At 54.0% G+C, this 26,563-nt stretch carries 21 protein-coding genes; 12 read left to right on the plus strand and 9 right to left on the minus strand.

The features are described 5' to 3' along the window. Positions 1–191 precede the first annotated feature (191 nt). Positions 192–1,205: a TAXI family TRAP transporter solute-binding subunit gene (locus tag AB8B75_RS06670; RefSeq protein WP_405360858.1), complete on the minus strand. Its 1,014-nt coding sequence runs from the start codon at positions 1,203–1,205 to the stop codon at positions 192–194. A gap of 160 nt (positions 1,206–1,365) precedes the next feature. Here AB8B75_RS06670 and AB8B75_RS06675 point away from each other — a divergent pair, with 160 nt between their 5' ends. From AB8B75_RS06675 to AB8B75_RS06685, 3 genes are all read left to right on the plus strand, one after another. Further along, a complete protein-coding gene (locus AB8B75_RS06675) occupies positions 1,366–2,286 on the plus strand; it encodes a LysR family transcriptional regulator (RefSeq protein ID WP_405360860.1) in 921 nt (306 codons plus the stop codon). Positions 2,287–2,681: 395 nt separating this feature from the next. Further along, a complete protein-coding gene (locus tag AB8B75_RS06680) occupies positions 2,682–2,993 on the plus strand; it encodes a c-type cytochrome (RefSeq protein ID WP_405360862.1) in 312 nt (103 codons plus the stop codon). 174 nt (positions 2,994–3,167) lie between these two features. Beyond that, entirely contained in the window at positions 3,168–4,439 is a 1,272-nt protein-coding gene (locus AB8B75_RS06685; RefSeq protein WP_405360864.1) for a PQQ-dependent sugar dehydrogenase, read from the plus strand. Positions 4,440–4,501: 62 nt separating this feature from the next. Here the strand turns inward: AB8B75_RS06685 and AB8B75_RS06690 are convergent, their stop codons facing one another. Next, the gene (locus AB8B75_RS06690) at positions 4,502–5,215 is read right to left on the minus strand and encodes a hypothetical protein (RefSeq protein ID WP_405360866.1); all 714 of its coding nucleotides are present in this window, start codon (positions 5,213–5,215) and stop codon (positions 4,502–4,504) included. 563 nt (positions 5,216–5,778) lie between these two features. Between AB8B75_RS06690 and AB8B75_RS06695 the strand changes: the two genes are divergently transcribed. Beyond that, complete coding sequence (locus AB8B75_RS06695; RefSeq protein ID WP_405360867.1) at positions 5,779–8,841, plus strand: ATP-binding protein; 3,063 nt, start codon at positions 5,779–5,781, stop codon at positions 8,839–8,841. On the opposite strand, the gene AB8B75_RS06700 is transcribed toward AB8B75_RS06695, so the two are convergent. From AB8B75_RS06700 to AB8B75_RS06715, 4 genes are all read right to left on the minus strand, one after another. Then, positions 8,838–10,055 (minus strand): tetratricopeptide repeat protein, encoded by a 1,218-nt coding sequence (locus AB8B75_RS06700; protein WP_405360869.1) that lies wholly within the window; start codon positions 10,053–10,055, stop codon positions 8,838–8,840. The genes AB8B75_RS06695 and AB8B75_RS06700 overlap by 4 nt on opposite strands. Before the next feature lie 78 nt (positions 10,056–10,133). After that, entirely contained in the window at positions 10,134–10,553 is a 420-nt protein-coding gene (locus AB8B75_RS06705; protein ID WP_405360870.1) for a hypothetical protein, read from the minus strand. A 307-nt stretch (positions 10,554–10,860) separates the two neighbouring features. Next, a complete protein-coding gene (locus tag AB8B75_RS06710) occupies positions 10,861–11,331 on the minus strand; it encodes a Dps family protein (RefSeq protein ID WP_405360871.1) in 471 nt (156 codons plus the stop codon). A 108-nt stretch (positions 11,332–11,439) separates the two neighbouring features. Next, on the minus strand, positions 11,440–11,880 hold the full coding sequence (locus AB8B75_RS06715) for a hypothetical protein (RefSeq protein ID WP_405360873.1): 441 nt from the start codon (positions 11,878–11,880) through the stop codon (positions 11,440–11,442). 88 nt (positions 11,881–11,968) lie between these two features. Between AB8B75_RS06715 and AB8B75_RS06720 the strand changes: the two genes are divergently transcribed. Genes AB8B75_RS06720 through AB8B75_RS06730 form a run of 3 tightly spaced genes read left to right on the plus strand, consistent with a single transcriptional unit; the run spans position 11,969 to position 15,553 of the window. Further along, positions 11,969–13,498 carry a di-heme oxidoredictase family protein gene (locus AB8B75_RS06720; RefSeq protein WP_405360875.1) on the plus strand — a complete coding sequence of 510 codons (1,530 nt, stop codon included), beginning with the start codon at positions 11,969–11,971 and terminating at the stop codon, positions 13,496–13,498. Continuing rightward, positions 13,498–14,478 (plus strand): imelysin family protein, encoded by a 981-nt coding sequence (locus tag AB8B75_RS06725; protein WP_405360876.1) that lies wholly within the window; start codon positions 13,498–13,500, stop codon positions 14,476–14,478. The genes AB8B75_RS06720 and AB8B75_RS06725 overlap by 1 nt, the downstream gene beginning before the upstream one ends. Position 14,479: 1 nt before the next feature. Further along, entirely contained in the window at positions 14,480–15,553 is a 1,074-nt protein-coding gene (locus tag AB8B75_RS06730; RefSeq protein WP_405360878.1) for a DUF1513 domain-containing protein, read from the plus strand. 125 nt (positions 15,554–15,678) lie between these two features. Here AB8B75_RS06730 and AB8B75_RS06735 read toward each other — a convergent pair whose 3' ends face one another. Both AB8B75_RS06735 and AB8B75_RS06740 read right to left on the minus strand, forming a co-directional pair. After that, positions 15,679–17,937 (minus strand): DUF6851 domain-containing protein, encoded by a 2,259-nt coding sequence (locus AB8B75_RS06735; RefSeq protein WP_405360880.1) that lies wholly within the window; start codon positions 17,935–17,937, stop codon positions 15,679–15,681. Positions 17,938–18,410: 473 nt separating this feature from the next. After that, positions 18,411–19,814 (minus strand): short-chain fatty acyl-CoA regulator family protein, encoded by a 1,404-nt coding sequence (locus AB8B75_RS06740; protein ID WP_405360882.1) that lies wholly within the window; start codon positions 19,812–19,814, stop codon positions 18,411–18,413. Between the two features lie 135 nt (positions 19,815–19,949). Between AB8B75_RS06740 and AB8B75_RS06745 the strand changes: the two genes are divergently transcribed. From AB8B75_RS06745 to AB8B75_RS06765, 5 genes are all read left to right on the plus strand, one after another. After that, a complete protein-coding gene (locus AB8B75_RS06745) occupies positions 19,950–21,152 on the plus strand; it encodes a pyridoxal-phosphate-dependent aminotransferase family protein (RefSeq protein WP_405360884.1) in 1,203 nt (400 codons plus the stop codon). Positions 21,153–21,179: 27 nt separating this feature from the next. After that, positions 21,180–22,121 (plus strand): HpcH/HpaI aldolase/citrate lyase family protein, encoded by a 942-nt coding sequence (locus AB8B75_RS06750; protein ID WP_405360885.1) that lies wholly within the window; start codon positions 21,180–21,182, stop codon positions 22,119–22,121. Positions 22,122–22,143: 22 nt separating this feature from the next. Next, positions 22,144–23,319, plus strand: a complete 1,176-nt coding sequence (locus tag AB8B75_RS06755) for a malate--CoA ligase subunit beta (RefSeq protein ID WP_405360886.1) — start codon at positions 22,144–22,146, stop codon at positions 23,317–23,319. 13 nt (positions 23,320–23,332) lie between these two features. Continuing rightward, the gene (gene sucD / locus AB8B75_RS06760; RefSeq protein ID WP_405360888.1) at positions 23,333–24,229 is read left to right on the plus strand and encodes a succinate--CoA ligase subunit alpha; all 897 of its coding nucleotides are present in this window, start codon (positions 23,333–23,335) and stop codon (positions 24,227–24,229) included. 540 nt (positions 24,230–24,769) lie between these two features. Continuing rightward, entirely contained in the window at positions 24,770–25,450 is a 681-nt protein-coding gene (locus AB8B75_RS06765; RefSeq protein ID WP_405360890.1) for an SGNH/GDSL hydrolase family protein, read from the plus strand. Here AB8B75_RS06765 and AB8B75_RS06770 read toward each other — a convergent pair. Further along, positions 25,437–26,561 carry an alpha-hydroxy acid oxidase gene (locus tag AB8B75_RS06770; RefSeq protein WP_405360892.1) on the minus strand — a complete coding sequence of 375 codons (1,125 nt, stop codon included), beginning with the start codon at positions 26,559–26,561 and terminating at the stop codon, positions 25,437–25,439. The genes AB8B75_RS06765 and AB8B75_RS06770 overlap by 14 nt on opposite strands. Between the last annotated feature and the right edge of the window lie 2 nt (positions 26,562–26,563).

Genomic DNA, 26,563 nt, shown 5'->3' on the forward strand with positions numbered 1-26,563 from the left:
CGCAATATGATCCGGTCTCGCCGGTTATCGCAGATAGTTATTCGAATTTGGAACTAAACTTGCACGACAACTGGGCCAGCCTCTCAAAAAAGGTGGGGCTCAATGCACAGATGAAGGACAATTTCGGAGGTTGTCAGGCGGCGTGAGAAACACAGCGCCGCCTGCATGTGCAAGGTCTGAAGATCGAAAGTCTACTCCAACAGTCCCGCTTCTTTGTAGAATTTTTCAGCGCCCGCGTGCAAAGGCACATCCAGAGCTGCTACGCCGTCGAGCGCGGTATCAGGTGTGATCTGCTTGCCTTTGGCATGGCCATTGTCGAGCAGTTTGCGCGTATTGTCATTCCAAAGCGCCTTGGTGATGCCATAGACAAGTTCTTCACTGAGATCAGAGGACACGACCAAAAGCGCAGAAACGGCGGGTGTTTTGACTTCGTAATCCACCCCTTCATAAACACCGGCAGGAATGGTCGACGGGATATAGGCTGGGATGACCTCGTTGATCTTTGCCAGGTCCTCGTCGCTGAAGCTGTGTAGCTCCATTCCCTTGGTTGTGGACAGTTGAACCATCGCAGAGACCGGCCAGCCCGCCGCGTAGAAATACGCGTCAATCTGACCATCCGCCAAACGTTCGGCCGATTGGCTATTGTTCAATTCAGCTTCTTCCATGTTGTCGCGCGTCACGCCCCACTCGGCCAGCATCTGCTCAACGGCGACCTGTGTACCAGAGCCCGCTTGTGCAATACCAACGCGCTTGCCTTCCAAATCACTGAGGTCGGCAATTGACTCGCCTTTGGGCATCACTAGGTGCAGATCTTCCGGATACAGATTGGCGACGATCCGCAGCTTTTCATGCGGTTTGCCATCGAATTTACCTTCTCCGAGGAACATGGAGCGCGTAACATCCGCCGCTGCCATGCCTGCTTCCAACTCGCCGTTTTGGACCGCAGTGTTATTGAATACGGACGCCGTTGTGGATTGCGCAATGGCGATCAAGCCCGGCACCCCACACTGGCCACCCTCGTCGCACGCGCGAGACCCGGGCGGTGAAGAAATGCCATTGGCGATTGTGCCACCGATCGGGAAATACGTTCCCCCGGCGCTGCCGGTTCCAATGCGAAAGAATGTTGGATCCTGCGCATATGCAACTGATGCGGCGCTTAGCAAAGCACCGGCAGCCAAGGCCTTAAAAGTCGTTCGATATTTCATTGGTTTTCCCCATTGTCGTTCTTTGTCACGTTCCGAGCTCTGATGGCTCAGATGGCATCAAGCAATCACATCCATGCGATAAACAAAAATTCTAAATTTTTTTAATTCCATAAATTTTGTCGATAGCTCATAATTTGGTCAGCAGAGCGTGGAGAGGTGCATGGATTTAAAGCAAATGACTGCATTTTGTGAGATAATTTTGTCAGGATCGGTCTCTGCGGCGGCTCGGAAAATCGGCAGGACGCAACCGGCCATCAGCCATCTGATCGTGAAGCTGGAAGACGAGATCGGCATGCCGCTGTTTGAGCGTCGCGGTGCGCGGCTGCACCCAGTGCCCGAGGCGGATTACCTGTTTCGCCAATGCAGCGACGTGTTGCAACATGTCAAAGAAATAGAGGCGACCATGCGGCGCATGCGCGACAGCTCAGATGGCGAATTGCGTCTTGTTTCAATGCCCGGTCCGACTGTCGAGTTTTTGCCGGGCCTTTTTGCAAGGCATTTTGGTGATAATTCCAAAGCGCAGATCACGATCGTGTCGCGTAGCTCCGAAGCTGTTCACCGTCTTATGGATGCGCAACAATTCGATCTTGGGATTGCGGACACGCTTGAATCGCTTCCCGCAGCGCAGGCGGCGATACGGCGCACGTTTCAGTTTCGAAGCGTTTGCGCGGTGCCAGCAACACACGTTTTGGCGCGAAAAGAAGTTGTGACCGTGCATGATCTACGTAACGAACCGCTGGCGTCTTTGCTGCCGGAGCATCATTCGACGCTGGACTTGACGGCCGCCTTTGCCGATATCGGGCATACGCCCAACTTTCGATTTGTTGGCCAGTTCTTTCTACCTCTTTTAAACTATGTGCGCATGGGCCTGGCCATTGCAATTGTTGACCCCATTGCGATGGGATCGTGGATGCGCAGCCAAACCCGGCCTGAAGAAATTCGGTTCCTCCCGTTTGAACCGCAACTGGATTTCAACGTCGATTTGATATCCCCCTCGGTCCGGATCAGCTCGACTCTGGCGAAGCGTTTTGAAACATGTCTGTTGGAAGAATTTGAAAAGATACAGCAACGGGTCTTTTGAAAGCCAAAGGCGGTGCATAATCAGGGACCTGGATCATGGCATACTTGCTGCAGGACCGATGCACGCCAACTTTTTGAGAGTTCATAAAACGGACGACGGATTCATGCATTATGTCAAAAGGAGACCTTGTCTAGGACGGGTGATGAAGCCGAACCGGAAAACCGTTTGTCATTTTCAAAATTTTGGCGCGAGCTATCGTTCTTCTTTTGCCAAAACCCCTGCCGGAGGGGCATCTTACCTAGGCATACTCAGAAACGGCCTTGATCCCAAAACACAGGCAGGTAAGGTTCAATTCGAAGTAAGAATTCATGATCAACGGACTAAGCCGTATGGGACTTGATCGAACCACTACCACAAAATCAGAGCAATTTTGAAAACAGAGGCAAAAAGCAACAATGAACCTTTTCAGAATAGCGACGATCCCTGTTTTGCTGATCTTCTCCGGCCCGGCCTTGTCACAAGACATAGCTGCGGGAGAAACCGTTTATAAGAAGTTTTGCCGAGCGTGTCATGGACCGACAGCGGCTGGTATGGCCAGTTTTCCAAAACTGGTTGGTCAGCCCGTCGAGTACCTGACATTGCGACTTGAGCAATACCGCGCCGGTGAAAAGGTGGGCCCCAACACAGCGCTTATGGCGCCTAACGCGACGAATCTGTCGGATGATGACATTGCGAATATCGCGGGCTTCATTGTGTCACTTGAATAAACATCCCAAACTTTTCCAAGATGTACGGGTGTCGGAAAACTGATCACCTACATTTGGTAGCATAACTTCCTTGAAGCACTGCAGTGCAAAGCCTACGCTGGAACGTCTGGACGGAGCAGAATTTCAAGTAAGAGTTGAGGCTGTTCTGCCAGACAACCATCTCGGGAGGATGAAATGACGAAAAGAGTTCAAGGCGGGATTGTCTCGCTCATCACAGGTGCGGTCCTGTGCGCTACAACAGCAATTGCACAGAACACGACAAGTTTGACCCACACAGTGGTATTGGATGGCTTGGAAAACCCATGGGACATGGCATTTCTCGACGACGGGACAATGCTTTTCACGGAGAAATGCAAAGGTCTCTCCGTCTTGATGCCGTCAGGCGACGTAAAGGCGTTGTTGGGCATGGGAGGCTCAGCTGGCTATGCGTCGACAGCAGATGATCTGTTTTGTGAAGGGCAGGCGGGCATGATGGGTGTCGCCTTCGATCCGAACTTTGCAGAGAACCGACGCATCTATGTCTATTCGACCTCCAACATGTCGGACCCGCATACCAATCGCCTGATGCGGCTGGTGGTGGCGGATGATTTCTCAAACGTATCTGACCGGACCGACATTGTGGATGATGTGCCTTATAAAATGGCCGCCTCCGATCACCCGTTTGGGGGACCGGGTGCGCATAACGGGGGGCGCGTTCGGTTTGGACCAGAAGGAAACCTGTGGCTGACCACCGGCGACACACATAATGAAGAAGTGCCGCAAAGCCCAACAATGATGGGTTCTAAGGTTCTGCGCATGGACACAGATGGTGCTGCTGCCGCGGGCAATACGCCACCGGATGGCTTTGACTCACGTACTTTCACCTACGGCCACCGAAATGTGCAAGGCATCGCCTTTCATCCTGGCACAGGCAATCCCATCGCAGCCGAACATGGCCCTTGGCATTCTGATGAGATCACCTTTCTGGTGAATGGCGGCAATGCGGGATGGGATCCACGTCCGAATATGGCGGGTCGCGGTGACTGCCCGGACGACTATTGCGGTTATAGTCCGAACCAGATGGAGGGCATGAACCGCTATGAGCGGGCGTCATTTATGTCGATGACCGATTTTGCCACCTATCCGGACGCCATGCCACCAATGTGGGACAACAACGGCTGGTCGCAAGGCACATCCTCGGCGGCGTTCCTTGAAGGTGATGCCTGGGGCGACTGGAATGGTAACATGGTTGTCGGTGTCATGGGTATCGGGTTTGGCGGTACCCCTCTTGGCCAGCGCATCGATGTGATTGAGCTGTCGGACGATGGCACGGAAGTGCTGGATGTAACCGAGATGACACTGCCTGAAGGCATGGAAGCGGGTCGCTTCCGGTCAGTTGTGCTGGGCCCGGATGGCAGCCTCTTTACTGCCATCGATGAAGGTATGATCCATAAACTCACGCCGTAATTGGACATGAAAAGACAATGCGCCACCTTCGGGTGGCGCTTTTTTGCGTCGCGGCGGGCAATTCACTTGCCAAAGAGGAGTGCATCCGGAAGTTCGAAACGTTGATCATCAACGCGTATGATGTGCACGCCACCTTCGAGTGACCAATCTGTGTCGTTGCCGACCCCAGACATTGTCGCGTTGGCGGCAACAAACTCACCATGTAAAAAATATAGTTGGCGCGTGAATCCGTTTGTAAAAGTCGCAACAACTGTTGCATCTCCGCCTGTGCTGCGGGACACGCCAACTGTGCAGGTGCCGAGCGTTTGGCCACGCTCTTGCGCGCAACCAACCGTGCCCGTGGCGTCGTAGTCACGCTTGCGAGCGCGTTGCCGGCTGTCATTTTCGCCCGTGGCAACTACCCCATCGGGGCCACGGGAAGGTGCCAACCCGTCGGCATGCACAAAGCCATGGCTGCGACCACGAAGCGGTTGTACTTCGCACCAAACTTTCGCTTCCTCGGCAATGCAGCCCAAATTTGTCAAAATGGCGCCCTGGGAAGCATCCGAAATTGTTCTCGCCGATGCCGATGGACCATCGTAAAGTTGCAAACCATGCTCGGCAGACACCTGCCAACGTCGGACGCCGCCTTCTTCCGGTGGTTTTTGAAAGGCGCTGATCATGGTCATATCAAGAGGATCTGCCTTGGCATAAGGAGTATGTGACACGCTGATCAGGAAAACCAAACTGGCAACAATTTGAAGGTGTTCGCGGTAACTGCGGACAAAGCCGATCATTGAATCATCTCTTGTTGGTGAATAGTCAAAGCTTCTTGACCGATGCCTCGACGGTTCCTCTGATGGGCGTCAGGGTAGAAGGTTCATCCTATTATCGCTATTATCTTATTGCGAGAGACTTCAGCCGAATTTGCAGGGTCGAGTCAAATGCCAGTGCTTGGTGAGGAGGCTGCAGTATTTCTTGGACGCACGTGCCCTGAACATTGAGAAGCGTAAAGTTGCACCTTTTGCATCAATTGGTGGCGTGTTTTGATCTTGACCCAAACACGCAACTACAGCTTGCTTAGGCGCAGGTGTGATTTTACGATGTTTGAAGAAAAAAGCCAGACCACTGCTCACTAGTTCATGGAATGCCAAAAATGGTAAGTAGCCCAACGAACCGTTTCGGCCGATCTATCTGCCCGCGGTGTAACTGGGTCTTTGATGGCTTTGAGAAATTTTGTTCTCAATGCGGCTGTAAACTGAAAGTGGGGACAAACGAAAAGAGCAATTTCGGCTTTTCGAACGAAGGCCGACCCTTTGTCGCGGAACGCAAGCTCGACATATCTGCGGAGCGAAAAGAAGTGACGATCCTTTTCGCGGACGTTGTCGGATCATACCAGTTGGTCGAAAATAATGATCCAGAGGACGCTCAAAAAGCATTGAACCCTATTCTCGAAGCCATGGCGGAAGCCGTTGAAACGCATGATGGCGTTGTCATGCAGTTCTTGGGTGACGGGATCATGGCGCTCTTTGGTGCACCGATTTCTTTGGAAGACCATGCGGTCGCTGGCGCGTTGGCCGCAATTCAAATCCAAGCAATCTTCGACAGCAAGGCTTTGCAGGTCGAGGGTTTGAACATCCAGGTCCGGATCGGTTTGAATTCTGGTGAGGCTGTCGTTGGTGTGTTTGGAAGTAAAAAGGTCAGCACCTATGGAGCGATCGGTGAAGCCGTCCATCTTGCCTCGCGCATGGAGCAGACAGCCAAGCCTGGCTGCATCTATTCCACCTTTGAGACCGTAAAACTGACCAACGGCAGAATACCCTTCACCTATGTTGGACCCATGAAGGTGAAAGGGGTGACGAAATCTGTACAGGTCTACAAGGTCGCACCGCACCCGCACAATGCGCCGGTCCTGATAGAGCCCGCAAGCAAGGAGCTTTCGAAGTTTGTCGGACGAGATGTCGAACTGGCACAACTGGATCGCATGTTGGGGCTTGTGGATCGGGGTGAATTGGCATGTGTCTCACTGATAGGAGATGCGGGCATTGGCAAGTCCAGACTTATTCGCGAGTTTCTTCAGCGACCGGCAGCCAGCCGATTTCTTGTATTAAAGAGCTACGCAAAATCCTATGCCAATACAGCACCTTACTATGCCATCATAGTGATGCTGCAGTCATATCTCGATATTTCTCCGGTTGATGCCAGCGAAGACATAAGAAACAAAATTCGCCTGCGTATGGAGGAGCTTTCGCTGGATCAGGACGATGTTGCAACTTCATTGCTGTACCTGTTTGACGCCCTTGAGCCTGATCATCCCTTCACTGCACTGGATTCAAACGCGCGCGCGAAAGCCATTGAAAACGCGATCGCCAGACTTTTGATTTTGCAAAGCGAATTGCAGCCAGTGATCGTTGTCTTCGAAGACCTCCATTGGATGGACATCGCTACGTCCGAGTTCATTCCTGATCTGGTGGAAAATGCCAAAGCGTCGCGGATGCTGATTATCGTCAGTTGCCGAAAAGGCCATGAGAACATTGTTCAATTGCCTGACGATAGCCTTCGTCTCACAATCAACCCTCTGGACAATGAGAGCGCGTCAATCCTGATTGGCAATATTTTCGGTGACAAGCCTGACACCAAACGACTGAACAATGGCCTGGTGCGAAAATGTGAAGGAAACCCGCTCTTTGCAGAAGAAATGGCCCGCGCCGCGATTGAGGATCGTGCACTTTGGGATGCTTGGGCCGAGACCAAGTCATCCGAGTTTGCAATGGAAACCAACCTGCCATCGACAGTGCGCACAATTTTGGCGTCACGGATTGACGGTCTTCCCAACCATTGCAAATTTCTGCTTCAAGTTGCATCGGTCATCGGGTTGACCGGGCCAATTGATTTGCTCATTGCCGTGGAAGGGGATCACCCCGGCGACCTGAGCGAAAGCTTTGACATTCTGAAAGAACGCGGGTTTGTGACTTTGAAAATCCAGAAAGACGACGCGTGGTATGTCTTTCGACATGTGTTGGTGCAAGAAGTCGCCTATGCCAGCCTGCTTTTGGAGTCGCGCAAAAACATCCACGCAGCCATCGTAGACGAGACGGAACGGGTTTTCTTTCAACAACTTGAACAGCACTCTGAAAGTTTGGCAAACCATGCGTTTCTTGGCGAAAACTGGCCAAAGGCTGTTGCTTACCTGCGCCGGTCTGGAGAAGCGGCCGCCGACCGAAATGCATTTGAACAGGCAGCCGCGTTTTATAACCGGGCCCTTGTTGCGATGCAGAAACTCCCAGCTGGGTCCGATAAGGCGACTTTGGAAATTGATCTCCGTTTTCTCCTTCGAAATGCCGTACAGCCGTTGGGAGATAGAAAGCAGATTTATGCGATCTTGCAAGAAGCACGGAAGCTGGCAGAAACCCACGGCGATCAATCAAGAAGTGGCTGGGTGCAGTCATACCTGACAGATCATTTCTGGATTGTGGGCGAATATGATCAATCCATTGAAGCGGGCAAACGTGCGCTTGAAATTGCAGAAACGACATCAGACCTCAAACTGCGGGTTGTGACAAACCTGCCGCTGGGTTTGTCCTATCACACCATCGGTGCCTACCGAAAAGCTGTGAGCCACTTTCAGTGGAACGCTAACGCGATGTCCAAAGACAACCCTGCAGAACGGTTCGGACTTTTCGTTTTGCCGCTGCCGTTTTCACAGAGTTTTATTGCCTGGAGCTTGGCGGAGTTGGGAGAATTCGAGGAAAGCCGAAAGGTGGGCGAGGCCGGGTTGTTGATTGCGCAGCAAGCCAGCCATCCTTTTAGCATCGGATACGCCTATCTGGGACTCGGCGTTGCGTCGCTTAGGCGTGGCATGACCGAACAAGCGATTGAAGAGTTTCAGCACGCACTAAGCGATCAGGCCTTTGCCGACAGCCCGGTCGGATTTTCGTTTGTAGCGCTTCATTTGGGCTATGCCTATGTGCTGAGCGGGCGCCCGGATGAAGGCATGGCGCTTTTAGAAAAAACAGTCACCCTTGCCAAGGAAAAGGGCTTTGTTGCGCGACATTCATTGCGTCTGGCCTATCTGAGCGATGCGCTTTTGGCGGTCAACAAGGGGGATGATGCCTTGCGCAGCGGGCAGCGTGCTGTCGATCTTGCCAAGTCGTTGGGCGAGCGTGCGAACGAAGCATTTGCACTTTACGTTCTCGGCCGCATCCATACCCGCGTCGGTGAAAAGAGCAAAGCCGAGGAATGCCTGCGATCATCGCTTGCATTGTCTGAAGCGCTTGGGTTGCTGCCAACAAAGGTGAACTGCCTAAACGAACTTGCGCTATTGTACAGTGACGTCGGCAAAACAAGTGAAGCGGACACTTTCGCGCGCCGCAGCATTCAGCTGAGCGAAGAATTGGGAATGATTTCGTTGCTGCCAAGCTAGAATTGGGCCGTTCGCAGGCTCCATTTTTTGAGTTCCTGCAAAATCACATCGTCCGGCAGTTCCCGAATATGATGTCGCGTCGATACCGCGCCAGGATCAAGATCAACAGCAGACTTGAGCAAGAGCGCCGCGAGGACTGGTTGATCGAGTTCGAGGTAACATATGCCAGCCATGTGATAGGCAATTGCTGAAGCCGGCGGGCCAATCATAGCGGCTTTGACGTAGGCATTCGCAGCCTCTGAGAAGTCCTTTCGTGCCATAAGAACCTGCCCCAATTCCAACCATCCTCTGGCTTCAAAGGGATCAACTTGCGTGACCTGATGGGCTCTTTCCAGCGCGGCGTCATGGTCCCCAAGCCAAATGGCTTCTTTGGTGCGGCTTTCGAGCAAGGGATGCAGGTTTTCCCGTCGCAGTAGCTCCTGCGCTTCGTTTGCAGGTTTCAGGGCTTTTGCAGCGGCCTCTGCTGCATCCATGACTTTTACAACATCCTGCTGATGACCGCGTCGCTGGGGAATAAATGCCGCGGCTCGATGGAAGCGGCTTTCGCATAGCGTGGCGTCAAACGCATTCGGCAAGCGGTGCAAGGCTGACAAATGTTCTGAGGCGCAGTCTTGCCAGGTCGTGAGTTCTGTTTCGCTTCCGCCGTTCTTTGCCAGATGGGTCAGAATTTTGATCGCGGCATCAAACCCGACTTGAGGGGCAACATTCGGCGAACGGGCCATATGCGCGAATGAACTGAGGTCCGCATGCCCGTAGTCTGAGACACGATTTGGCAGGCCAAGCACGTAGACAGCAGAGGCGCGCAAATAACTCAGTTGCGCATCGATCGGATCGGTCAAGTCGTCGTTTGACAGAGCTGGCAGGAGTTTTGGGATTACTTCGTAAAAACAAAGTGCGTGCAACAACAGTACAAGACGGCTGCGGTGGAGATTCGAAAGATCTTGCCACCGATCAAGGGCGACGCACATCTGGTCCCACTTCTGAGTGCGCAGATCCGAGGGGACCAAGCGCGGGTCTTCTGCAATGTATTGCGACTGGCCAAGCTCGGTCAGAGCCTGCGACCGAAACCGCCTTGGCAATGTACGCTGCAAAGCAAAGCGCGGCAGGTTGACGGAGTCAAATGCATGCCAATAGTGAGCGATGCTCTGCGCAAAAATCGGCCCTTCGTCGCTTTGTCCAAGGACAATGAAGGGCCGCAAAAGGCCAGCCGCCATAGAACCGGTCGCAACAGTACCGGGATTTGGGGTCAATATGTCAGATAGATTTGGCGCAGATTGCACAACCGGAACGATCTAACCAAACAGAGCACAAATCGCTTGATCAGATATCGAGCCAAAGTTCTTGCCACTCTCTGTTTTGCCCCAACATTCGTAGTCGTCTTTTAATTTTTCAAATTGTGACGCGTAGTTAGGTAGTTCTTCTGTTTCCCGAATATTTGCGATTGCCGGTTCCAGTATGTCCCACATCAATCCCACGGGTGTACAACTGTAGACTTTGTCTTGCTCCGCGCCCAGGTGCGAGATTGTCATGGCAAGTCTCTCCCAGATGCCGATCGCAATGCGAAGGTCTGCGTACTCAGAACAGTTTTTGTGCGTTGACCAAGCTTTGATGTCTTCAGGCTTGGCGAGTTGAATTTTGCTAATGGCTTTTTGATACTGAGTGCTGACCCGAAGTTCAGTAATATGCATCATAACATTGGCTGTTTCAGTCATAATATACCCCACTTTGCTAAATGAAAAAAGCTTAGCACAGCTTTTGCACTTCGACTACAAACAGGTTCGAAATGCATTCAGATGAGCAAAGTTCTACACTTAAATTGGTTTCCGCCGACGTGGAGCATGACGGCTTATGTCAAATTCAATGCTTTGCACGGGCAGATTGCAATTGATCAAAAATATCGCCAGTAGACGGAAACCATTTGTTGTACCGGCCGAAGATCTGCGGGAGGCCAATTTGGAACGACGAACTGCAATCAACATGATCATCCAGTGTTGATAGGGCGACCCGTAAATTTTTTCTTCAGGTAAGGTGCGCGCGGAGGAACCAGGCAAATTTTTCATGCTCTTGGCCCCGAGCGATGCACAGATCTTCGGTCAACGTATCACCATGAGACGCAGCCAGTTCACCCGCACCCGCCAGGGTGCTGGCCAACGTCATTTGAGCGTCAAGCATCCTTTGGATCATCTCCTTGTCGCTTGCCGTGCCTTCATGTTCTTTCACCTTCGACCGCTTCAGCATGCCCGCAAGGGTGCCCTCGGCAAAGGCGTCAATCGCGCGGATGCGTTCAGCCAGATCGTCCTGTGCGACAAAGTGATCTTCGTACATTTTCTGAAACAGATCATGCAAAGGACCAAAGGCCATCCCGGTCACGTTCCAGTGAAAGTTTTGGGCCAGCATTGTTGTTACGGCCGTTTCAGCGACGGCTTGGTTCAGGGCCTCGGCAATTTGTGTTTTTGCGTCAGTCGTCATTGCGGCTGCTGTCTGCGTCATCTGCGCACTCCTTTTCAGATTGAATTCGGCTGGCTGGCTGCGCGCTGGCTGGCTACGAGCAGAACATAAACCAGGATCCGAGCTTGCCAAGGCCTTTTTAGAATAATTCTAATCCAGAGGAAATCTGTCGGATATTCGCGCAATCAAAAATCGGATGTATCGGCGTTGCGAAGGGGCCACACGAGAACAAAGCAGAAAATTCAAGTTGGGATTTTCCTTGGACGCGAGTTTTTCAAAGCAACGCATCAGCCAGGCTTCGTCAAACGAAAGCTCTTCAACACCGGGTCGAAGCCAGATGATGGGCGTGTTCAGTGCGCCGCCAAGGCATTTCACCAAAGTATCGGTATAGGATTGCTTGGCGTTTTCTCCGTCCAGCGACAGCAATGCGCAAGCTTCAAAGATGTCTGTGCGGGCCGCAGCGCGACATGCAAGTGCTGCAAGACGCAGATGAGTGAGAATTTTCCTTGCACGGGGACCAAGGCGTAATCCGACAGGCGTCTCATTGTTCTTTGACGCCGATGCAGAGGAAGGAAGGAGCAGTGGCACCATGTCGCGGCTCTTTGACAAAACACGACGAGCGTAAGGGCTCGCCAAAATTAATTCCTGAGTATAGTTATAGGGTATAGTGGAGACTGCAATGATTCCTACACAATTTGGCTTAAATTTGAGTGTATTGATCTGCGCTCTTTGTACAACGGTCCTACGTGCGGATGACCTTCAGGACCTGCATCTTCAGTTTGTACCGCGCACAGATCAGGAAGTGGCGCGCATCGAAGCCATCATTGCACCAACGAATGATTTTTCGCGGCCAGAACAGTTTGAGGAAAATTCCGGCGGTGCGGCCACGGTGCGTCCAACCAGGACAAACAATGCGTTCAGTCAACCGTCCGCCAATATTTCCTTTGAAAAGGAACTGGAATTCAAGGTCGGCAATGGACTGTTCAAGAAGCTATGGGTGTCGTCCCCATCGTCGACTTTGGCCTCTGATGGTCTGGGTCCGCTCTACAACGCACGCTCCTGTCAGCGTTGTCATTTGAAAGACGGGCGCGGGCATCCGCCTGAAAACGTTGACGACTCCGCCACATCCCTGCTCATACGCCTTTCCATCCCGGACGAAACGGACATGATCGCAGAGATCGAAGGATACATTGCCACCCGGCCAGACCCGGTTTACGGCGGGCAGATCCAGGATTTTGGCATTGCCGGACACCCGGCGGAAGCACGTGTCCGAATTACATACACAGAAAAAACGCTCATCCTTTCTGACGGTGAAGAGGTCTCGCTGCGCAAACCGGACGTGGAACTCGTTGATCTGCGCTATGGACCGCTACACCCTGACGTGATGATCAGCGCAAGAGTTGCGCCACAGATGATCGGGTTAGGGTCACTTGGTGCTGTTCCGGCAGCCGACATTCTTGCGCGGGCGGATCCCGAGGACTCAGATGGTGATGGTATCTCGGGGCGGGCCAATGTTGTGATGTCTTCGGCCGATGAGCAACCCATGCTCGGGCGTTTCGGACTGAAAGCAGGAAAAGCAAGTGTTTGGGAGCAAACCGCGGGTGCTTTTAGCGGCGATATTGGTATTTCATCCTCGCTCAACCCGCAGGGTTTCGGCGATTGCACTGTTAAACAAACGCGCTGTCAGGCGGCACCGGATGGAAACACACGCGCGCATGACGATGCCGAAATCTCTGACGTGGGCCTGGAATTGGTGACGTATTATTCGGCCAATCTGGGCGTTCCGGCGCGGCGGGATGTTGGTGATCCCGAAGTGTTGCAGGGAAAGCAGGTGTTTTATGAAACTGGCTGCACAGCCTGCCACACGCCCAAACATGTGACGCATCGACTGAAAGATCAGCCGGAGCAAAGCTTCCAGCTGATTTGGCCCTACACGGACATGCTTTTGCACGACATGGGCCGAGGATTGGCGGACAACCGACCCGAAGGTCGGGCAACCGGGCAGGAATGGCGTACGCCACCCCTTTGGGGGATTGGATTGACCCAACAAGTGTCGGGTCACACCTACTTTTTGCATGACGGTCGCGCGCGCAATCTGCTGGAGGCCATTCTATGGCATGGCGGGGAAGCAGAAGCGGCAAAACAGCGGGTCGTAAACTTGCCAAAGATAGACCGTGACGCACTCATTCGATTTTTGGAGAGCTTGTGATGCGGTTTTTGGTCATAATTTACAGCGCTGTTCTGGCATCAACCTCTGCGTCGGCGGATTTGTCCACGGTTCGGGAAGATCATATAGTGCCGCGCTATGCGGCATTCGCAGAAGCGGCTGCAAAATTGAATAGCGTGGCGCGCAATGACTGTTCTGCGGAGGCAGTCTTGTCCGCCTACCACGAGGCTTATGACGCGTGGATTGCGATTAGCCACATACAGTTCGGCCCAATCGAAACGCGCGGCACTTCCCTGTCTCTGACATTTTGGCCGGATCCCAAAGACCGCACAGGGAAAGCATTGAACCGGCTTTTTTCCAATGAAGACGGAGCAGTATTTGTATCGGAAGAATTCGCCCAAGTGTCGGTTGCAGCACAGGGGTTTTCGGCGCTCGAACGGTTGCTGACGGAACCGCAGGGCAACACCCATTATGCCTGCGCCTTTATTGGGGCCATCGCGACACATATCGCTGGCGTGGCACAGGACCTGGCTGGCGACTGGCAGGGCAGTTACGGCGATCAATTCGCGCAGCCTGATGCGAGTTCTGAAGTGGCTTTTTCAACCGAAGAGGACGCGGAACGCGCTGTTTACACGTCGATTTCCACCGCTTTGGAATTCATGCATGATCAGAGGTTGGGCCGTCCTTTGGGCACATTCGACCGACCCCGCCCCTTACGTGCGGAAGCCCGCCGAACCGAGCGCAGCAGTCGTCATGTGTTGCTTGGGTTGCAAGCGACAAAGGATCTGACAAATGCATTCGTTGATGAGTCATTGCCAGATGTGAACAGGGCATTTGATGCTGCGATCGCGCGTGCTGAAACCTTGGACGACCCTGCGTTTTCAGGCGTCGCAGATCCGGCGCGCCGTTTCAAAATAGAAGTGCTGCAGCGCAGTCTGCGCGATGTGCAGGTACTGGTGGCAGAAAATGTAGGCGCGGCGCTTGGCATCAGCGCGGGCTTCAATTCTCTGGATGGAGACTGATATGCCCACCCGTCGCAGGTTTATCGGCGCAGCGGTTGCCGCAGTGGCGTGTCCCGCTCTTGGCTGGGCAGCGGCTGGTGCGCCGAGCCATCTTAGCGCAGCGCGCGCGGGTGACGGCAGCTACCATTTGCTGGGGTTGCGGAGCGACGGAGAAATTGCCTTCAGGCTTGGCTTGCCGGAGCGCGGTCACGCGGCGGCGGCACATCCTCACAAGGCTCAGGCTGTGGCTTTTGCCCGTCGGCCCGGTACCTTTGCGCTGGTTCTGGATTGCACCCACGGCGGGTTACAGCAGACGCTACAGACGCCCGTTGGGCGCCATTTCTACGGCCACGGCGCGTTTTCGCGCGATGGACAACTTTTGTTGACGACTGAAAACGACATCGCAACGGGTGCCGGGATCATTGGTTTGTGGCGGGTCGGGGAAACGTACCAACGCGTCGGCGAAATCACATCGAACGGCATCGGGCCGCACGAAATTGTTCGCTTGCCCGGAACGGACCATTTTGCCGTGGCAAATGGCGGCATCCGTACCCATCCGAAAACCGGCCGTGAAAAGCTCAACCTCGACAGTATGAAGCCAAACCTGACAATTCTCGACGCAAGCGGAACGTTTTTAGATATGGCAGAATTGCCAGACGAATGGCATAAAAACTCGCTGCGTCATATCTCCGCCTTCAAGGATGGAAGGGTCGCGTGCGCTTTCCAATGGCAAGGCGATCCCTATGCTGCCCCGTCGATTGCGGGACTCTATGCGCCGGGTGCAGGATTGCGGTTGATCGATATGAAGGCGCAGGTATTGCATCGGCTTGATGGCTATGCCGGCAGTATTGCTGCGCTGGGCTCTGATCACATTGGCGTCACCTTCCCGCGCGGGGATCTGGCGCAAGTCATTGATCTGAAATCACATAGAACAGTTTTGCTGCGCCGAGGCGACGTGTGCGGCATTGCGCGTGGGTCACATCAAACGCTGGTGACTGACGGTTTTGGCGGTGTCCATCATTTCAAAAACGACAAGTTCGAAACGCTGGCTCGGCATGGAGTGTCGTTTGACAATCACTTGGTTGCCGTCAGTTAGACTGGCTTAGATGTCGCCAGCTCGGCGCAAGATTGGCCGTTGTCGCAGCTAACGCAAGACCGGAAAACGGCATTTCTAGCCAATCCGACCTGGTGTCGCGAACCAACCCTGCGCCAGATCTTTGTTTATGCAATAAGGTTGTCGAAAAAGATGACGTTTTCATCCACCGTCAACTCATCTGCGGCGACGCCATTGAGCACCGCAATACTCTGACTGTTCACCGCGACGCTAACACCACCTGCGACGGCAGCAAAAGAAACTTCCGCTTCCGGATCAAAGCCAACGAGATGCAATTGATCCTGATTGGCGTTGAAATCGACTATCGTGTCTACGCCACTCTCGCCAAACTCAAAGACAAAGGAATCGTTGCCTTCGCCGCCGGACAATTCGTCGTCGTCATCACCACCCGAGATGATGTCGTTGCCGCGTCCGCCAAAAATTTCGTCGTTCCCGCTGCTTCCGTTGAGATTGTCTGCGCGGCTACCCCCGAACAATACATCGTCGTCTGCACCGCCATCGAGGAAGTCTTTGCCGCTTCCGCCTCTCAAGAGGTCATTGCCGCCTTCCCCGAGCAGAACATCGTTTCCTCTTTCGCCTTTCAGGTTGTCATCGCCCGCGCCGCCTGCGAGGCGATCATCATCTCGTCCGCCGTTCAAATCGTCATTGCCGTCGCCGCCAATCAGAAGGTCGTTTTTGCGCCCACCACGCAGGATATCATCCCCGTCACCGCCAAAAACCGTATCCGAGCCATGCCCGGACACGACGGTATCGTCACCTGATCCGGCTTCGATGGTATCGTCTCGCCGACCTGCACTTACGGTGTCGTTCCCCGCCCCGGCAATGGTCAGACCACCACCTTCTCGGCCCGTATTGATGGCATCATCCCCGCCACGCGTAAAAAGGGCGTCCCAGCGGATTTCAGCATTGGCAGCGACCTTTTTCCCAACTTCGAGACCGTTGAGGTTGCCATCCTGAATATGAATGCCGCCATAGAGTCGTGAAATGCCCGCTTCTTCGGCGGCCTCGGTTAGCGTGTTCCATTGCAGCACGACGGGTGGGCCACCACCGAATTCTTCAAAAGCCAGTTCATCTGTCTCGTAGCGGCCCAGAAGGTCAGTTCCTGCGACAGCATCGAGGTCGTAGTTGCTCAACGATGTCCCGTCGTAATATGTGTCGGAACCCACGAAACTGGCGATGGTTTTCGCTGCAGCCATTGAGAATGTTGAATGACCCGAGACATACTCGGGAAACGGTGGGGTGACAAATGTCACGTTTTGATAAGGTTGCCACTCTTGGCCCAAAATTTGCTGTGTGCCCTGATTGACACCGCCCCATGCATCAATGTTCTGATCATAAAACAAGTCGCGGATGGCCGATTGCGGGCGGACATAGTCATACGTGTATTTGGCCTCCCAGGTCGCGACGCCCGCATCGAAAACGGCGGCGTTCACGGCAAAGAACAGCTTGGCGTCCTCATCGATTCCATGCCCTTCGCGCAGCGCGATGTCCTGTGCAATCTGGTTCCAGTGTCCAGGAGGCGACTCCGTGCGCGGACCATCGGCCCATAACTCTGCGATGACCTTTTGCTTGGTTGTCAGACCAGCGGAAATTGCCATCACTTCCGCAATCTGGTCGCGATAGGCCTGATCGTTGGTTGTGACCATGCCTGTGCCGTCAACATAGGGTGAAAAATCGCCCAATTGCGGCGGGGCATCCGGACGGTATTGATCATTTGACGCCAGGGCAAAACTGTCCACGGATCCCCAGTGCGGCGTCAAAGCCTGTTGGTCCACATAGCTGTTAGGATCGGAGTTATCGATGATCGGCACACCGTTCGCATCTGTCACTGTTCCTGTCGCGACGCGTAAAGGTTGCCAGTGATTTGCGTCGAAATCGGCGCCGCCTGGGGCTGCATCAGAACCTGGTTCAGCAGAGTTGATCGGGGAATAGCCGGTGGTATCTTCAAAATCGTTTTCTGCGTTCGACCCATCATCGGCACGTGCTTCGAAGACGTTTTGAGCTGCTAATGTGCCAACCCCAGCAGCATTGCTCGTATCTGTCGACGCATCAGCGGGATTGTAACCCAGTTCCAACATGAATGCGTCGAACAGTGCCTGCTGACCTGGAAAAAGAGCGCTTAATGCTGAATAGGCGGCAAAGCTTACGGCTTCAGCCTTGTTGTCATCTGTGTTTGAGAGATCCGTATCGATCTCAGAGTAGTGCCCGTAGGCATCCGGGTCAAAAGCGGCCCAGGCATCGTAAACAGCCGAGCTTGCTAGGTGCAATTGATAGGTGGTTGCTGTGGGTTTGGCGCTTCCTTCGCGGATGGCTTCCAGGGTTAGTTCATTCCACTGCGCAACAATTGACTGTTCTTGAACAGACATACTAAATATCTCCAAATAATTTACTTTTCAAAAGTTTTTTTCAAAAGCACATAAAAATCTATGCGTTATGAGAATAGCGGAAAGTAACAATATTACCTAGCTTTTGTCGAAATGAGTTAACAGCGTAACGCAAGACTGAAGGATGAGACTTGCTGCGCGCCTCGAAAAGTGGCTGTTGGCATACATATTGGTCTTTCGGGTTTGGTTTTGTAACAAGTGACCTTCTCCTTGAAGCATCCAATCTACTGGCGGATTCATTGCGGCACCTCGGCGCCCTTCAAGGTTACCGCTAAGAAAATTAACCTTTGCGTTGACTCTTTGTTGATTCTGCCAAGGTGGCAGGTTCTTTCGCCCCCAAAGGCTGATTGCAATGAGATCGCAGCGGGGCAATCGCGTTCCATCATTCAAACCGCATCGGCGGCAGGTTGGAGGGCGTGTTGGATTTTACGAGCGGGTTGAAACTTGTCTTTTGTTCAAGATGAATACCGCGTGGCGCCGCGCCGCGTTTCGTCTACCGGGTTGGCCAGAATGACGGTTTGATGTGCCCGCTGATCACAGTCCATACGCGGGCACACCCTGCAATTGATGCCAATCTTGGTCATGCGAGCCGCCGCGATGCTGAGATCATCCGCATATCCAATCTCGCCCACATGATCCAGGCTGCACCCCATGGCCACGGCCAGTCGTACGTCTTGCGAGTGTCGCGTAAAACTCGGCCGATCCACAGTTCTGGAGAACACAAAAAACTGTGTTGCGTCGGGAAGCTCAACAAATTGCGGAACAATGCGACCGGGTGTTCGAAAGGAGGTGTGGACTTCCAGCCGGGGACAGGCGCCGCCATATTCCGCAAGCTGAAAATCGGTGGCATTAAAGCGTTTGGTGACATTGCCGGCCTTGTCTATCCGTAAAAAGAACAAGGGTACGCCTTTGGCGCCGGCGCGTTGCAAGGTGGTGGCGCGGTGGCAGGTCTGCTCAAAGCTGACGCCAAAACGCGTCGCCAGGTGATCGAAATCATACTTGCTGGCTTGCGCCTCATCTAAAAATGCTTGGTAAGGCATCAAAACGGCCGCAGCAAAGTAGTTTGCCAGTTCCACCCGGTAGCGCGCCCGGCCTCGCGGGTCCTCCAGTCCTGATCGCTTTAGGAGACCTTCGAGCAGGTCGTGATGCTCGATCAGAGCGGCAACATGGACAAGTTGAAACACGCGGTTGGGGTGATCCATCGCCTCCGAGAGGCGGACCTCTCCCGATGTGTCATCATATTCTCGCAACGTATTGGGCATTTCATCCGTTGGCACGACTCGCACGTTCAAACTCAGCTTGTGACGCAACCGTGACTTGAGGGCGTAATAAACGTCGTCGACCGGGACCTCTTTGCCCGCCCAAAAAGTTTCTGCAGCAGTCTCCAGCTCCGGGAAGTGGTTCTGCTGCGTACGAAAAAGGTTGTGGACGTTTGCCTCCGGCGACGCAGGGACAAGCGCCTCATTTCCGTCAGCCGTTCCGGCCAGGCTCATAAATTGGTCCGATACCGCGAGATAAGCGCGATGCAATTGCAGAAAGCTGTTGGCCAGATCGGGGCTGTGGGCCAGAGCGGCGCGCAATTGTGGCAGGTCTGGTCGCGCGGGTTCAAAGATTGGGTTTTGCAGGGCGGCACGCATATCGGCCAGTTTCGATGCTTCGTCATCCTTTGCGATGTCACGCCAGTCTACGCCGTAAGCCTCCATCAGTTTCAGAAGCACAGAGACCGAAACACTGCGCTCGTTTTTTTCAAGCAGGTTCACGTAAGAGGTGCTGATCCCCAGCGCCTTGCCCATTTGTGCTTGCGTTTGGTTTTGATCCACGCGCAGGCGTCTGAGGTGCGGTCCAATGAAGGTTTTCATATACTTTAGTAGCGCAATTTTTACAAATTTACAACTCTGATATTTGTAAATTTATGCGTTCACAGCATGACCCGGTTCCATTTCCGGATTCCCGTCATGGTGTGCATAAAGATTGCGAATCAAGGAGGAATTCGCATGCGAACAGGTCAAACACATCTCTTCATCCCCGGTCCAACCAATGTACCAGAATCAGTGAGGCAAGCTATGAACGTGCCCATGCAGGACATGCGGGCGCCGGATTTTGGAGATCTTACTTTAGGCCTGTTTGAGGATCTAAAAAGCGTTTTGCGGACCAAGACCGGGCGCGTGATGATGTATCCGGGATCGGGCACCGGTGCTTGGGAAGCCGCCATCACCAACACTCTGAATCCAGGTGACAAGGTTTTGATGTCTCGGTTTGGGCAATTCTCGACCCTTTGGGTAGAGATGGCTGAACGCCTCGGACTCGATGTAGAGGTGATTGACGTGCCATGGGGCGCCGGCGTTCCGGTCAAGGAATATGCCCGCCGGCTCGGCGCGGACTCAAAGGATGAGATCAAGGCGGTTTTTGTCACGCACAACGAAACTGCAACCGGGGTAACGTCGGATGTCGCGGCAGTTCGCCGTGTAATGGACGAGTGTTTTCACGATGCGTTGCTGTTTGTTGATGGCGTGTCTTCCGTCGCATCGATTGACTTCCGCATGGATGAATGGGGTGTAGATCTGGCCGTAACAGGTAGCCAGAAGGGGCTGATGTTGCCTGCAGGATTGGGCATCTTGGGTGTGAGTGAAAAGGCGTTGGAAGCTTCTCGACATGCGACCTCGCGCCGGGCCTATTTCGAATTCGATGACATGCTGAAGTTGAACGCGGATGGCTATTTCCCCTACACGCCGCCAACGCAGCTCTTCCATGGCCTGCGTGCGTCTCTTGATCGGATAAAGAATGAAGGCTTGGACAATGTGATCGCCCGCCATCACCGACTGGCCGAAGGTGTGCGCCTCGGAATTGCGGCTTGGGGTATGGATCTGGTGGCAGAGCATCACACACTGCATTCCGATACCGTATCTGCCGTTCGGGTGCCGGATCACGTAGATGCGCGCGACGTCTTGCGTATTGCATATGAGGATTACAACGCTTCCTTCGGCTCAGGCCTTGCGCGGCTGGCGGGTAAGGTTTTCCGCATCGGGCACCTAGGGGACATGAACGAAGGCATGTGCCTGACGGCTTTGTCGCTGGCCGAAATGTCACTGATGCGGGCAGGCGCTCAGATTCAACTGGGTTCAGGTGTCGGAGCCGCACAAAGCTGGTTTGCTCATCAGGATGAAATGCAAACTCCGTTGCAAGTCGCAGCCGAATAAACTCGTTCAAGTGCAAAGATAGATATCATGTCCCATACTTTACACCCGCTGCGCAAACAGCGTCTGCAACGCTCAGAACTCGCGGTTCCAGCCTCCAATACCACAATGATCGAAAAGGCCGCAGACAGCCCGGCAGATTACGTTTTCCTGGACCTTGAGGATGCAGTTGCGCCGCCCGAAAAGGAGCAGGCGCGAAAGAATGCGATCGAAGCGCTCAACGACATCAATTGGGCTGCCAAAGGCAAGACAGTATCAGTGCGGGTCAATGGTCTTGATACGCATTACATGTACCGTGATGTGGTCGATGTCATGGAACAAGCTGGCGACAAGGTTCATACCTTGCTGGTCCCAAAAGTCGGGGTGCCAGCTGATCTCTACATGGTGGAGGCCATGGTCAATCAGATCGAGCAGGGACAGGGTCTAAAGACAAGGGTTGGGCTTGAGGCGTTGATCGAAACTGCCTTGGGCATGGCCAATGTTGAGACAATCGCTCAATTTGGGGGCCGTTTGGAGGCGCTGCACTTCGGTGTGGCGGATTACGCCGCCTCCATGCGCGCCAGAACCGTCAACATTGGCGGCTTGAACCCGGACTATCCAGGGGATCAGTGGCATGCATCGATCACACGGATGGTCATTGCCTGCCGTGCCTTTGGGTTGCGTGCGATCGACGGGCCGTTTGGCGATTTTTCTGATCCCGAAGGCTACAAGGCCGGAGCAAAACGTGCGGCGGCCCTCGGATGCGAGGGCAAATGGGCCATCCACCCGAGCCAGGTCGCTCTCGCCAATGAGGTGTTCAGCCCGCCGACAACGGAGGTATCGAAGGCCGAGCGCATCATTGACGAGCTGCGCAAAGCAGAAATCGAAGGTCGTGGGGCCGCCTCATTGGACGGCAAGATGATCGACGCAGCATCAGAGAAAATGGCGCAGAATGTGATCGATGTGGCTAAGGCGATTGCTGCGCGGGTCTAGCGTAAAACAGGGGGAGGCGAAGATGGACATTCATGAATATCAAGCCAAGGAAATACTGGCAGGTTTCGGCGTGCCCGTGCCGCGGGGCGGTTTGGCTTATTCACCTGAACAGGCGGGCTATCGGGCACGCGAGCTTGGCGGCGAGGCTTGGGTTGTAAAAGCGCAAATCCACTCAGGCGGTCGTGGTGAAGCAGGTGGCGTGAAACTCTGTCGATCTGACGAAGAAGTGCGCTCCTACGCGAGCACCCTTTTTGGCAAGAATCTGGTGACCAAACAGACGGATGCGGCGGGAAAAGGAGTGTATCGTGTCTGGGTCGAAACTGCTTCTGACATCCAGCAAGAACTCTATCTGGGCTTTGTTCTCGACCGGAAGACCGAACGGATCATGATCGTTGCCTCCGCCCATGGCGGCATGGAAATTGAAGATCTGGCGGAGGATGATCCGGAAAGCCTGCGGCGTATGGTCATAGATCCGGCGGTTGGGCTTGCCGAATACCAAGCCCGAGAGCTTGCTTTTTCGCTTGGGCTTTTCGGTGGGCAGGTAGCGCAGATGGTGAGTGTCTTGCATGCATGTTACCGCGCCTATCGCGACCTTGACGCGATGATGGTGGAGATCAACCCGCTGGTCATCACAGGCACCGGGGACTTGGTCGCACTGGACGCCAAGATGAGCTTTGACACCAACGCGCTTTATCGTCGCCCGCAAGTTGCCGCGTTGCGTGATCCTGCGCAGGAAGACCCACGCGAAGCCACCGCGGCCGACAATGGGTTGGCCTATGTTGGATTGGATGGTGACATCGGTTGCATTATCAATGGTGCCGGTCTCGCGATGGCGACGATGGACATGATCAAGCTCTCAGGCGGCGAACCTGCGAACTTCCTTGATATTGGCGGCGGGGCCAGCCCGGAAAGGGTTTGTCAGGCCTTTCGAACGGTGCTGACCGATCGAAATGTGCAGGTGGTGTTGGTCAATATTTTTGCGGGCATCAACCGGTGTGACTGGATCGCGAAGGGCGTGGTGCAAGCTTACAAAGACGTCGGTCTGACCCTGCCTGTTGTTGTGCGTTTAGCAGGCACCAATGTGAAAGAGGGTCAAGAGATCGTGCGCGCCTCGGGCTTGCCCATTGTCACAGCCGATACATTGGCCGAAGCGGCGCAAGCCGCCGTCGCTCATCGTTGTACCCCAGTCGCCGCCTAAAGGAGGATCGAAAATGGCCATTCTGATCAATGAAACAACCAAAGTTTTGGTACAAGGCATTTCAGGTAGGATCGGACAATTCCACACCCAGGAAATGATCGAAGCTGGCACCAAGGTGGTAGCTGGTGTCACGCCGGGCAAAGGCGGTAGCAGCATATTGAACCGGCCTGTTTTTGACACTGTACGCGAGGCAGTACAGGCAACAGGTGCGCAAGCAAGCTTGCTTTTCGTTCCGCCACCCTTTGCTGCCGATGCCATGATGGAGGCCGCTGATGCTGGTATTCGGACGGCGGTTTGTGTGACCGACGGGATCCCCGCACAAGACATGATCCGCGTAAAACGGTTCCTGCGTCGCTATGCCAAAGACCGCAAGATGCGTCTCATTGGACCGAACTGTGCGGGAATGATTTCGCCAGGCAAAGGGTTCATGGGGATCATGCCGCCTCATATTTACATGCCGGGACGCGTCGGGATCGTCGGTCGGTCAGGCACCTTGGGATATGAGGCCGCCAGCCAGATGCAAGCTTTGGGTATCGGCGTGTCGACTTCCGTCGGCATTGGCGGCGACCCGATCAATGGTTCGTCCTTTCGCGACATCCTTGAGCTCTTCGAGGCCGACCCGGAAACGGATGCCGTCATGATGGTGGGCGAAATCGGAGGCCCGCAAGAGGCTGAGGCCGCAGCCTATGTGCGCGATCACATGAGCAAGCCGGTTGTGGCCTATGTGGCGGGGCTTTCCGCACCCAAAGGTCGGCAAATGGGCCACGCGGGCGCTATTATTTCCGCTTTCGGCGAAAGCGCGCAGGAAAAAGTTGAAATGCTCAGCGCGGTTGGCATCACCGTCGCACCAAATCCATCTTCGATGGGAGCAACTATGGCAGAGGTATTGTCACGAAAAATTGCAGCTTAAGTTTTTTGCCTTCTCCGAACCGTGGTGTGAAACACCAACGACGCCTTTTTTGAGACTAAGCCTGCTGGACTGTTAAAGTGTCGGCTGCGTGGGCATTGTTTACCTGGAGTTGTTCAGCACTCCAAGCTGGGTATTGTTTGGGTATGAGCTAAAAACTGGATGCTAACTGCTGCTGGTGCGCAGCATTTAAACTGGAAAGCTGGCGTCGGGGTATGAATTCACATCGCCGTACCGGATTGAGTCAGATAGGATTGAAAGCTGAGACGTAATCGCGCCTAGGAGGTTGCAACGCGTATCATCGAATATAGTGCTCAAAGTTGATTTCAGCGAACTCGCCAACTTGGCTGGCACGCAAAGTTTCTAAAATTGATGCGTGCCCTTTATAAAATGACGTAAATTTTGCTGAAATTGCTGGGTCTTTGAATGCAATCCCGTCTGCGAAATTAATTTCTTCTCAGAACTCCCGCCTTATGAGTTTTCGTGTTCGTTTCGCCTTTTTTTATCGGGTGTATGCGAGAGATTTTCAGGGGGGTCACCGGCATGAAGTTTCTGTATTTGAATTTATGTGCAGTGGTTTGTTTGCTGGCCGGATGCGGTGAATATGTTCCTGCGGACAAGTCCCCGCGTATTCTAGCAATGGGCGACTCCATGATGGCCTGGCATGCGGGCGATGACATGGGCGTTTCTGACGGCATTGAGCAGATCCTGGGCGAACCCGTTATCGATCGTTCGGTTGTGGGGGCTCGGGTTCTGTACAATTTGCCGATCAGCGGCGCGATGGGTCTGAACATCTCCAAACAATATGCAGCTGGTAATTGGGACTGGATCGTCATGAATGGTGGTGGAAATGACCTTTGGTTGGGCTGTGGCTGTTTAAAGTGTAATACCAAAATGGACAGGATGATCGCTGCGGATGGCGCGAGTGGGGAGATTGCGCGCAATGTGACTGCATTGCGCAAAACCGGTGCCCAGGTGATCTACATCGGATATCTGCGCAGCCCGGGCCGAGGTTCGATTATCGAGCATTGCCGCGAAGAGGCAAATGAGCTGGAGGCACGGATTGCAAGAATGGCGCAGGCTGATCCAGGCGTTCACTTCGTTTCGTTGCGCACCATGGTGCCACATGGCGACACCACGTTTCATGCTGGAGATCGGATTCATCCCTCTCCAAAAGCCAGCAGAGCTATTGCCGCGCGCGTGGCAGATATTATTTCGCAGTAGTTTGGGTACGGGTTGGTGCATGGTGCGGCAGCGAAACCTGTCCCATTTGCGCCAGCGTCAGACCAATTTCATCGGTAATCAACTGCCAGAACTGTGTCAGTCCCGCTTGGCCCCCAGCGGCAATGGCAAACTGCAGCGCACGACCGAAAAACACATAGTTCGCGCCCATGGCATAGGCCTTTACAACATCCTCTCCAGATCTGATTCCGGTGTCATAAAACAAGGGATAGCTGTCACCCAAGGCTGCCCGTATCCGCTTGAGTGCGAGGATGGGCGGTGGCGCAGAATCCAATTGTCTCCCGCCGTGGCTGGACACCTGTATCGCATCAATGCCTTCCGCTTTGAGACGTTTGGCGTCGTCAACATCGGTCACACCTTTTGCGACCAGATTGCCATCCCAGCGGTCGCGCAATTCTTTCAGGAAATCCCAATCGGCCAGGGCACGGCTTTCCGTACGATCAAAGGTGAATCCGTCTTGCTGGAAGTTTCCCAGATCAGGTGCACCTGCTATCAGGCTTGCGATGGACCATCGTGGGTGTAGGGCAAAATCGATGAATTGCATCGGTCCGATCCTAAAAGGCATTTTAAATCCTCGGCGCAGTTCACGCGGCCTGCGGCCAACCTCGGGAACATCCAACGTCATCACCAGAGTACGGTAGCCTGCCGTTTTCGCGCGATCCAAGAGTTTTTTTGTACCGCTGCCATCTCCGCTGAAATAGAGTTGGAACCAAGCATGACCTTCCGCAACTTCAATAATGCGCTCCATGCTGGTAGATGCAACGGTAGAGACGCCATGAGGCACCTGGTATTTGGCGGCCATTCGCGCCAGCATTAAATCCGCGCCGGGTCCCGACAGATTGCACATGCCCATGGGGCTGATTCCAAAGGGCGCTTGCCCCGCGTGGTCAAAGACCGGCATGCTCAGATCACGGTCTTTGACGTTCACCAATACGCGCGGTTGCAATTCGATGGCGCGTAACGCAGCGAGGTTGCGTTCTTCGGCAATACCTTCGCCCGCCGCACCATCAATGTAGTCAAAAACCATCCAAGGCAGACGCCGGCGCGCAAGGCGCCGGGCGTCGTTGTAGGAATGGATGGCGCTCGCGCTCAAGG

It is taken from the genome of Roseobacter sp., assembly GCF_045106495.1.
Taxonomy (GTDB): Bacteria; Pseudomonadota; Alphaproteobacteria; order Rhodobacterales; family Rhodobacteraceae; genus Roseobacter.

Bases quoted from the DNA above. Each gene is read 5' to 3' on its own strand.
- AB8B75_RS06750 (WP_405360885.1), top strand. From the start codon at position 21,180: ATGTCCCATACTTTACACCCGCTGCGCAAACAGCGTCTGCAACGCTCA.
- AB8B75_RS06755 (WP_405360886.1), top strand. From the start codon at position 22,144: ATGGACATTCATGAATATCAAGCCAAGGAAATACTGGCAGGTTTCGGC.
- AB8B75_RS06740 (WP_405360882.1), bottom strand. From the start codon at position 19,814: ATGAAAACCTTCATTGGACCGCACCTCAGACGCCTGCGCGTGGATCAA.
- AB8B75_RS06730 (WP_405360878.1), top strand. From the start codon at position 14,480: ATGCCCACCCGTCGCAGGTTTATCGGCGCAGCGGTTGCCGCAGTGGCG.
- AB8B75_RS06670 (WP_405360858.1), bottom strand. From the start codon at position 1,205: ATGAAATATCGAACGACTTTTAAGGCCTTGGCTGCCGGTGCTTTGCTA.
- AB8B75_RS06745 (WP_405360884.1), top strand. From the start codon at position 19,950: ATGCGAACAGGTCAAACACATCTCTTCATCCCCGGTCCAACCAATGTA.
- AB8B75_RS06715 (WP_405360873.1), bottom strand. From the start codon at position 11,880: ATGGTGCCACTGCTCCTTCCTTCCTCTGCATCGGCGTCAAAGAACAAT.
- sucD (WP_405360888.1), top strand. From the start codon at position 23,333: ATGGCCATTCTGATCAATGAAACAACCAAAGTTTTGGTACAAGGCATT.
- AB8B75_RS06705 (WP_405360870.1), bottom strand. From the start codon at position 10,553: ATGACTGAAACAGCCAATGTTATGATGCATATTACTGAACTTCGGGTC.
- AB8B75_RS06720 (WP_405360875.1), top strand. From the start codon at position 11,969: ATGATTCCTACACAATTTGGCTTAAATTTGAGTGTATTGATCTGCGCT.
- AB8B75_RS06725 (WP_405360876.1), top strand. From the start codon at position 13,498: ATGCGGTTTTTGGTCATAATTTACAGCGCTGTTCTGGCATCAACCTCT.
- AB8B75_RS06765 (WP_405360890.1), top strand. From the start codon at position 24,770: ATGAAGTTTCTGTATTTGAATTTATGTGCAGTGGTTTGTTTGCTGGCC.
- AB8B75_RS06675 (WP_405360860.1), top strand. From the start codon at position 1,366: ATGGATTTAAAGCAAATGACTGCATTTTGTGAGATAATTTTGTCAGGA.
- AB8B75_RS06710 (WP_405360871.1), bottom strand. From the start codon at position 11,331: ATGACGCAGACAGCAGCCGCAATGACGACTGACGCAAAAACACAAATT.
- AB8B75_RS06685 (WP_405360864.1), top strand. From the start codon at position 3,168: ATGACGAAAAGAGTTCAAGGCGGGATTGTCTCGCTCATCACAGGTGCG.
- AB8B75_RS06700 (WP_405360869.1), bottom strand. From the start codon at position 10,055: ATGGCGGCTGGCCTTTTGCGGCCCTTCATTGTCCTTGGACAAAGCGAC.
- AB8B75_RS06735 (WP_405360880.1), bottom strand. From the start codon at position 17,937: ATGTCTGTTCAAGAACAGTCAATTGTTGCGCAGTGGAATGAACTAACC.
- AB8B75_RS06690 (WP_405360866.1), bottom strand. From the start codon at position 5,215: ATGATCGGCTTTGTCCGCAGTTACCGCGAACACCTTCAAATTGTTGCC.
- AB8B75_RS06680 (WP_405360862.1), top strand. From the start codon at position 2,682: ATGAACCTTTTCAGAATAGCGACGATCCCTGTTTTGCTGATCTTCTCC.